Source organism: Candidatus Electronema sp. JM, from assembly GCF_048287415.1.
Classification (GTDB): Bacteria; Desulfobacterota; Desulfobulbia; order Desulfobulbales; family Desulfobulbaceae; genus Electronema.
Window position 1 is genome coordinate 1 of record NZ_JBLWEN010000037.1, and the last position, 7,049, is coordinate 7,049.

9 protein-coding genes, 1 tRNA gene and 1 pseudogene are annotated in these 7,049 nt (G+C 49.9%); 10 read left to right on the forward strand and 1 reads right to left on the reverse strand.

What is annotated here, in order from left to right:
* Positions 1–117 precede the first annotated feature (117 nt).
* Positions 118–1,071, forward strand: a pseudogene (locus ACNKH6_RS07610) (transposase).
* A gap of 95 nt (positions 1,072–1,166) precedes the next feature.
* Here the strand turns inward: ACNKH6_RS07610 and ACNKH6_RS07615 are convergent.
* Positions 1,167–1,415, reverse strand: a complete 249-nt coding sequence (locus ACNKH6_RS07615; protein ID WP_417914963.1) for a hypothetical protein — start codon at positions 1,413–1,415, stop codon at positions 1,167–1,169.
* Here ACNKH6_RS07615 and ACNKH6_RS07620 point away from each other — a divergent pair.
* The 9 genes from ACNKH6_RS07620 to ACNKH6_RS07660 all read left to right on the forward strand — a co-directional run bounded on the left by ACNKH6_RS07620 (position 1,365) and on the right by ACNKH6_RS07660 (position 6,950).
* Positions 1,365–1,592, forward strand: a complete 228-nt coding sequence (locus ACNKH6_RS07620; RefSeq protein ID WP_417914962.1) for an addiction module antidote protein — start codon at positions 1,365–1,367, stop codon at positions 1,590–1,592. The two genes, ACNKH6_RS07615 and ACNKH6_RS07620, sit on opposite strands and share 51 nt — an antisense overlap.
* Before the next feature lie 363 nt (positions 1,593–1,955).
* The gene (gene tpiA / locus ACNKH6_RS07625) at positions 1,956–2,711 is read left to right on the forward strand and encodes a triose-phosphate isomerase (RefSeq protein ID WP_417914955.1); all 756 of its coding nucleotides are present in this window, start codon (positions 1,956–1,958) and stop codon (positions 2,709–2,711) included.
* A complete protein-coding gene (gene secG / locus ACNKH6_RS07630) occupies positions 2,708–3,199 on the forward strand; it encodes a preprotein translocase subunit SecG (RefSeq protein ID WP_417914956.1) in 492 nt (163 codons plus the stop codon). The genes tpiA and secG overlap by 4 nt, the downstream gene beginning before the upstream one ends.
* Positions 3,200–3,220: 21 nt before the next feature.
* Positions 3,221–3,305, forward strand: a tRNA-Leu gene (locus tag ACNKH6_RS07635).
* Positions 3,306–3,506: 201 nt separating this feature from the next.
* Complete coding sequence (locus ACNKH6_RS07640; RefSeq protein WP_417914957.1) at positions 3,507–4,712, forward strand: tyrosine-type recombinase/integrase; 1,206 nt, start codon at positions 3,507–3,509, stop codon at positions 4,710–4,712.
* A gap of 97 nt (positions 4,713–4,809) precedes the next feature.
* On the forward strand, positions 4,810–5,553 hold the full coding sequence (locus ACNKH6_RS07645) for a hypothetical protein (protein ID WP_417914958.1): 744 nt from the start codon (positions 4,810–4,812) through the stop codon (positions 5,551–5,553).
* 53 nt (positions 5,554–5,606) lie between these two features.
* A complete protein-coding gene (locus ACNKH6_RS07650; protein WP_417914959.1) occupies positions 5,607–5,945 on the forward strand; it encodes a hypothetical protein in 339 nt (112 codons plus the stop codon).
* A gap of 200 nt (positions 5,946–6,145) precedes the next feature.
* Positions 6,146–6,268, forward strand: coding sequence for an AlpA family phage regulatory protein (locus tag ACNKH6_RS07655; RefSeq protein ID WP_417914960.1), 123 nt, complete (start codon positions 6,146–6,148; stop codon positions 6,266–6,268).
* Between the two features lie 316 nt (positions 6,269–6,584).
* Positions 6,585–6,950, forward strand: coding sequence for a hypothetical protein (locus tag ACNKH6_RS07660; protein WP_417914961.1), 366 nt, complete (start codon positions 6,585–6,587; stop codon positions 6,948–6,950).
* The last annotated feature ends 99 nt before the right edge of the window (positions 6,951–7,049 follow it).

Consider the following 7,049-nt stretch of genomic DNA (forward strand, 5'->3'; position numbering starts at 1 on the left):
TTTATGTCCTCTTCGCCAGTTTGCCTTTTTTGGGGCTTAAATTTTAAATTAACAAAGTAAAACAACAAGTAACATAAATTTTAAAATATTGCAACCTAAAATTCGATATAGTGTCTATTGACCAACTTTGCCGAGCACAGCGAAAAATTCAATCATGATGCGCTCAATCGCTATCTTGCAGGGGAACGCCTGACTCCGAACTTAGTTTGGGAGCATGTCAAAGACCTGACAGAGCAAACGACGAAAGGTTTTCTGGTATTCGATGACACTGCGGCAGACAAGAGATACTCTCGCAAGATAGAACTTGCGCTGCCTCAATACAGCGGCAATGCGCATGGAGTGATTCAATGTATCTGGATCGTCACCTGTGTTTATGTCAACATAGACACAGACCATTTTTTGGTCATCGATTACAGAATTTATGATCCCGACAATGACTGCAAGACAAAACTCGATCATGTCAAAGACATGCTGTTCAACTATGTGCAGCATAAGCAGCTAAGTTTCAGAGCCGTGCTTATGGATAGTTGGTACGCGGCCAAAGAAATCATGCTGACCATTTAATGGTGCGGCAAGATATATTTTTGTCCTATCAAAAGCAACCGGCAGACAGACGATTCAGGCGGCTTGCGAAAGTACCGCCGTGTGGACTCGCTTGAATGGACGGAAGCTGAGACGCAGCATGGCAAGCTGATTAAAATCAAAGGATTTCCAAAAAATCACAAGGTGAAGCTCTTCCGGGTTGCGCATTCCACCAAGCGCACGGATTATGCCGTGACGAATGACATAGAGCAAGACACCACGCAGGCTGTGCGAGAGGTGTGCAGATTTCGATGGAATGTCGAGCAGTTTCATTGGGAAACCAAACAGCTTGCTGGATTGGAAGGATGCCAATGCCGTAAAGCCAGGACTGTCCGCAATCATATTGCTTGCGCAATGTTGGTGTGGATCCGCCTCAAACAAGTTGCCAACGAAAAACGGCAGACAGTTTATCGTCTCAAGCATGGTCTGCTGTGTGATTATTTGAGGCGGCAACTCAAATCACCAGACATCCAGATACGTTTCGCGTAAGTCTTATTTTTCATCTAAAAAGATGAAGAATCATACCGGGTCACTTTGGAATTTTATTCATCATTACAATGAAAATATAGCTCCAAATTTAGCCACTATGCCTTGAGGACTACCATTACACCGTGCGGCAGAATCAAATAGTGCTGCTGCTTGTCGGCGGCGACAAATCCACTCAGAGCAAAGACATAGAAGCCGCCAGCAGGCTGATTGACGAATTGGAGGAATGAACTATGCCCCTGCAAACAAAACCGTTCGATATCGCCGAACACCTGAATACCCCGGAAGAAATCCGTATGTTCCTGCAAGAAGTCGCTGCCGACGGCGAAGAAGCCGATTTCATTCATGCCTTGAACACGGCGGCCAGAGCAATGGGCATGACGGAAGTCGCAAAAAAAGCAGGCATCTCCCGCGCAAGCCTGTACAAATCGCTCTCGGAAAACGGCAAGCCGAAGTTCTCAACCATCAGCAAAGTCACCAAGGCACTTGGCTGCAAATTGGCCGTGGTGCGGCAGGGAACGTAAGGGCGTTTCGCGAAACGCCCCTGCACGCCCCAGAAAATATTAGGAGTTACGCGGTTCAACTGCCACTTTTTGATTTTATTCAACTGACGATTTAAACGGCAAAAAGATAAATCGGGGATGTGGTCTGTCTCGCCGATCACCAGCACCAGTTCAGGGAAAGCACGAAATTTTCGAATGTTGTTGATCTCGGTGATCAGCATGGCGGCATGGGCGGAGCTGGGACTCATGGATGTCTCCTGAACAGTCTTCTTGAGCTGCCGCTTGTTTTCGGTTGCCAGCGACGCGGTTATGCCATATCATAGTTCTTTTGATGAACTGCATAACAACAGCATGGAGCCGTCAAGCAGTTTTTTCGGAGGAAAGATGACAAGAACACCGCTGATCGCAGGCAACTGGAAGATGTATCTGAATCGCGCCGAGGCGGTGCGGCTGGCTGCGGCTGTGGCTGCGGCCAGTGACGGTGTGACCGACCGCGAAGTGATAATAGCACCGGCCTTCACCGCGTTGGCGGCAGTGGCGGAGGCTGTGCGCGGCACAGCCGTCAAGGTCGCGGCTCAAAACGTGGCGTGGGAGAAAGAAGGGGCCTTCACCGGCGAAGTCTCGCCGCTCATGCTCTTGGATGCTGGCGCGGAGATGGTTATCATCGGCCATTCCGAGCGGCGGCACGTCCTTGGCGAGGACAACGCGATGATCAGCCGGCGGCTGCGGGCAGCCTTGCAGCACGGTCTGCTGCCTATACTGTGCGTCGGCGAAACCTTGGCCGAGCGCGAGGCGGGCAGCACCTTCAGCGTGGTTGAAGAGCAGCTCGCGCAGGGCTTGGTTGATGTAACCGCCGCGCAGATGGACAGCGTGGCTATCGCCTATGAGCCGGTCTGGGCCATTGGCACCGGCAAGACAGCCAGCAACGAGCAGGCGCAGGATGTGCACGCTTTCATCCGCGCTGTTTTAAGCCGCTTCTATGAAAAAACACTTGCCGAGCGCGTCAGAATACTGTATGGTGGCTCGGTCAAACCTGAAAACGTTGACAGCCTGATGGCCCAGCCCGACATAGACGGGGTTCTGGTGGGCGGCGCGTCGTTGAACGCCAAGGCTTTTGCGCGGATAATTCATTTTCAATGACAACACTGCTGATCATCATCCACGTTCTGGTCTGTTTCTTCCTGATCGCCATCGTGCTCTTGCAGCACGGCAAAGGAGCGGATGCCGGAGCGACATTCGGCGGCGGCTCCAGCCAGACGCTGTTCGGCAGCGAAGGCCCTGTGCCGCTGCTAAATAAAATAACGACGTTTTCGGCGATCGTCTTCATGGGCACGTCGGTGACGCTGGCCTATCTTTCCGCGCACAAGAGCACTGGTTCTGTGATGAGCCAGCTGCCTGCGAAAGAGGCTGCCGCGCCAAAGAAAAAGGAAGCCCCGGTGACAATCCCGATGCCGACAGAGCAGAAACCGGCAGCGAAGACTGAAACAAAGCCGGTTGAGACAGCTCCGGCAGTGCCTGTGCAAAAAGCAGCCGAGCCATCTGTTCCGAAGCAAGAGCAGGCTGCGCCAGTTGCATCCGGGCAGCAAAAGAAGCAGGATGCCGCACCTGCCCAGAAAAAGCCGGAATAAAAAACGCATACGACTTTGTGTGCCGAAGTGGTGGAATTGGTAGACACGCTATCTTGAGGGGGTAGTGGGGATTCCCGTGTCGGTTCGAGTCCGACCTTCGGCACCATTTTTCATCCAGCCATCATTCATAGTGGTTCAATAAAGCCCGCAACCTTAACCGGTTAGCGGGTTTTTCTTTGCCTTTCCTTCCGTTTTCGTCCAAAAAAGTGCGTTGACTTCCGCTACATGAAGCGGGTATAACTGCGGGTATAAGGTCTAAAAAATAACCTGCCTGCGTATCCGTACCCGCTCTCCCGGAATCCGCACTATGTCAAAACTCACCGCAGTTCAAATCCGTCAAGCCAAGCCGAAAGACAAGCCATATAAGCTGCCCGACGGTCAGGGGTTGTATTTCCATGTCGCCGAGTCTGGAAAAAGCACATGGCGTTACCGTTTCAGGCTTGATGGCAAGGAGTCAACCTGCGTTCTGGGGGAATACCCCAACATGAGCCTTGAGCAAGAAAGAAAAGCGAGAGCTGAGGCGCGTGAATTGGTCAAGGCGGGGAATAATCCGTCCCACGAGCGGCAGAAGGAAAAGCAGGCGGTCATTGAGCAACAGAAAGTGGAGCTGGCAGCGGCGGCGAACAGCTTTGAGGCGGTGGCCCGCGAATGGATGGAGCGGCAGCAGGAGCGGTGGAGCGACAGCCATGCCAGAGCTGTTTTGGGCACATTGGAACGCGATGCCTTCCCCTCTCTTGGAGGCTACCCGGTTGATGTGGTCACGCCACAGATGGTTCTTGAGTTGATGAAGAGCATTGAAAGCCGGGGTGCCTTGGAGATTGCCCGCAAGGTGTTGCAACGAATAAACGCTGTATTTCGTTATGCAGTGCGAACTGGCAAGGCAACCTATAACCCGGCTGCCGACATGCAGGGAGTCTTAAAAAGCCGCAAGGTCGTTCATCGGGCCGCGCTGTCCAGTGATGAGCTGCCGGAGTTCATGCAGTCCCTCATGCGGGCGGACATTGACATAGCCACAAAACTTGCCTTGCAGTTCACCATTCTCACAGCGGCCCGGAGTGGTGAGACACGGGGGGCAACATGGGCGGAGATCAGCCTTGACGCGGCCTTGTGGCGCATCCCCGGCGCAAGGATGAAGATGGACAGCCCGCACACGGTGCCCCTGTCACGGCAGGCTGTGGCTGTCCTTGAGCGGGCGGGCAGGCTCTACGGCAAGGAAGGGCTGATTTTCCCCGGCAGGGACGGCGTGAAGCCGCTTTCAGAGAACACCATGCTCTATGCCCTGTACCGCATGGGCTACCATTCAAAAGCTACGGTGCATGGCTTCCGGGCCGTCTTCTCCACTATGGCGAACGAGGAAGGTTTTGACGGCGACGTGATTGAAAAGGCTCTTGCCCATGAGCAGCGCAACAAGGTGCGGGCGGCCTATCATAGAAGCGAATATTTGGAGCAGCGGCGCGAGCTGATGCAGTGGTGGGGAAATCTATTGGAGGATATGGAATATGCAAAAGTTTGAACCGATCAGAGTGATAATTTCAAAGAATAGTCCATTGGAAAATCTCAATAAGATTTAGGGAGAAATTCGCAACCCTATCTCAGAAATAATAAAAGAGATGAAAACGATTGATGAGTTTAAAAGCAAGGCAATTGAACCTATTGTTAATAGGATCCTAAATGAAGATGTGCTATCACAAACAAAGGCGAATGCGGAGCTAATTGCATTAAATGCGCCAACAAATGAAATAGAAAAATATAGATATGCTGTAATAGATGCGACAGAATGGAAAGAGGAGGCAATGGGGGAGCTAAGAACATTTAGAAATGAATTAACTGCATCGAATCCGTTAAAAGAGGAGACAGAAAGATTAAGCATTGCTCCAAGCGCGGGAGAGCTTGGCAAGTTAAAGGCCGTATCGGGAGAAGAAAGCGGCATTCAAGGAACGATCAATATGGCGGATAGCAATGTAAGTTTGGCAGATTACAAAAAAACAATGGAAAAATTAAGAAGAGCAACAGAAAAAATTTGTCCATCCATAAATCAATCCGTAGCATCAAAGGGGAATGTTATGGGAATCAATATAGAGAGTAAAGACTATAAATATTTTTTAGAGAGGATTGAAGCGTTTGGCGATAATATTGGGATAGAATTGTATAAATTATTCTATAATGATGATGAGATTAGACGAATAATTATTGCGTCAGCTATTAACGATGGAGAGATAAATTTTCCTGTCGAAACAGGAAGAGGAAAAGTATTTCCTCTAAACACGGCGATTGTGCATATAGAATCAGACCATCTTTATGCCGAACATGAAGCTCATGACGAAAAACGAAAAAAAATATTTAATCATATCTAACCGCTTATAATGAAGATAGATACAAACACCTTAAAATAAATTTGATGCTTTTCTTGGAGACTAAATCATTCCTTGCTTGGCTCAAGAAAAAATATCCATACGAAGGTGAGGGGCAAGCGAAAGAAGAACAAGAAAAAAAAGATGCTGCCCAGTCAAAAAAAAGAGAAAGCAATCTGCTGAAGGTTATCGGTGGACTCATTCGGACAAACTATTTGCAAAAGGATAGCGGCAAATATTGGAACGGCGACAAGCATAATATCTCAGCAGTTGCCAAGTCGTTTCTGGCTGATCTGAGTGAGGCTGGCTATTCAGATGAAGGTTTTCAGGATTCAAGCCTGAGAAAGACTATTACTGATGCTCTGGAACGGATAGAAGAGAACAAAAATTCATAGAGGCTGCTTTTTGTTGGCAGCGGGATTTTGTACTATTTTTTTTCATTCAAGGCAGTTGTCACGTTTGGCAATTGCCTTTTTTATTTGGCAATTACCAGCTTTCCTTTTCTTCGCAAGGTATCCTTCCCTTGCATGAAGCAAAATCCATAATCGTGCGCAATGCGCCATATCAACGAAGAGGGAAAACGATGGAAGCAGCAATGACAGCAGTTCTGCTCAGACTGGGGCAGGTGGAGCAGGCAACTGGATTAAAGAAGAGTGCCATCTATGCCAAGATCAAGGGCCGGGAGTTTCCGGCGGCTGTGCGGCTGGGCAGCCGTTAGGTCGCATGGCGGTCTGATGAGATTCAGGCATGGATTGACGGGCTGCCGAAGGTGGCGCAGGAGGGCGGGCATGACGGCCAAAGAAAAGCTGCATGATCTTGGAAGAGATCATGCGGCCAAAACAACGAAGTCAATTTGAATGCAGAGATATTATACAGATAATTAACCGGTTTTGCAACGGAAAAGCGCGTTCCGAGGCTGTCATGCTGGCAGGCTCTCGGCCCCGGAACGCTCGCCAGTTCCTTTGCAGGACAAGGTTGTTCTCTGTTTACTCTGCTCTTTCCTCAATGTCAAAGGATACAAGGAGGGCGGCAGCATGAGTTTGGCGGAAAACATAGCCCACGCGCTGGGCTATGGCAAGGAGAAGAGAAACCGGGACGGCTGGCTGACCTGCTGCCCTGCGCATGGCGATGCAAAGCCGTCTCTGTCGATCAAGGACGGCACGGATAAAAATGGCAGTCCCGATGTCTTCGTTTATTGTCAGGCAGGATGCGATTTCAAGGCCGTGAAAGATGAGCTGCGGGTCATAGGGCTGCTGCCTGAATGGGAACCAAAGAGCTGTCAGTGCAGGCCGCTGAATGGCATTAAAACCTATGCAGAAGATCGGAAAACGAACCCTGCTCCATCTATCTGGAAGCGGTCAAAAAGTGATGCGGACGCGCTGGAAATCTTTGAGCGATGACGCTGAATGCCGATTCGATCGGCACTTTCGGATGAATTTTACTCCATCTTCTGAAAATGGCTCGTATTTTCTTTTTGAATTTCTTTTTCTGACAGGATT

Bases quoted from the DNA above. Each gene is read 5' to 3' on its own strand.
- ACNKH6_RS07620 (WP_417914962.1), top strand. From the start codon at position 1,365: ATGTTCCTGCAAGAAGTCGCTGCCGACGGCGAAGAAGCCGATTTCATT.
- ACNKH6_RS07655 (WP_417914960.1), top strand. From the start codon at position 6,146: ATGACAGCAGTTCTGCTCAGACTGGGGCAGGTGGAGCAGGCAACTGGA.
- ACNKH6_RS07615 (WP_417914963.1), bottom strand. From the start codon at position 1,415: ATGAATGAAATCGGCTTCTTCGCCGTCGGCAGCGACTTCTTGCAGGAA.
- ACNKH6_RS07645 (WP_417914958.1), top strand. From the start codon at position 4,810: ATGAAAACGATTGATGAGTTTAAAAGCAAGGCAATTGAACCTATTGTT.
- tpiA (WP_417914955.1), top strand. From the start codon at position 1,956: ATGACAAGAACACCGCTGATCGCAGGCAACTGGAAGATGTATCTGAAT.
- secG (WP_417914956.1), top strand. From the start codon at position 2,708: ATGACAACACTGCTGATCATCATCCACGTTCTGGTCTGTTTCTTCCTG.
- ACNKH6_RS07640 (WP_417914957.1), top strand. From the start codon at position 3,507: ATGTCAAAACTCACCGCAGTTCAAATCCGTCAAGCCAAGCCGAAAGAC.
- ACNKH6_RS07660 (WP_417914961.1), top strand. From the start codon at position 6,585: ATGAGTTTGGCGGAAAACATAGCCCACGCGCTGGGCTATGGCAAGGAG.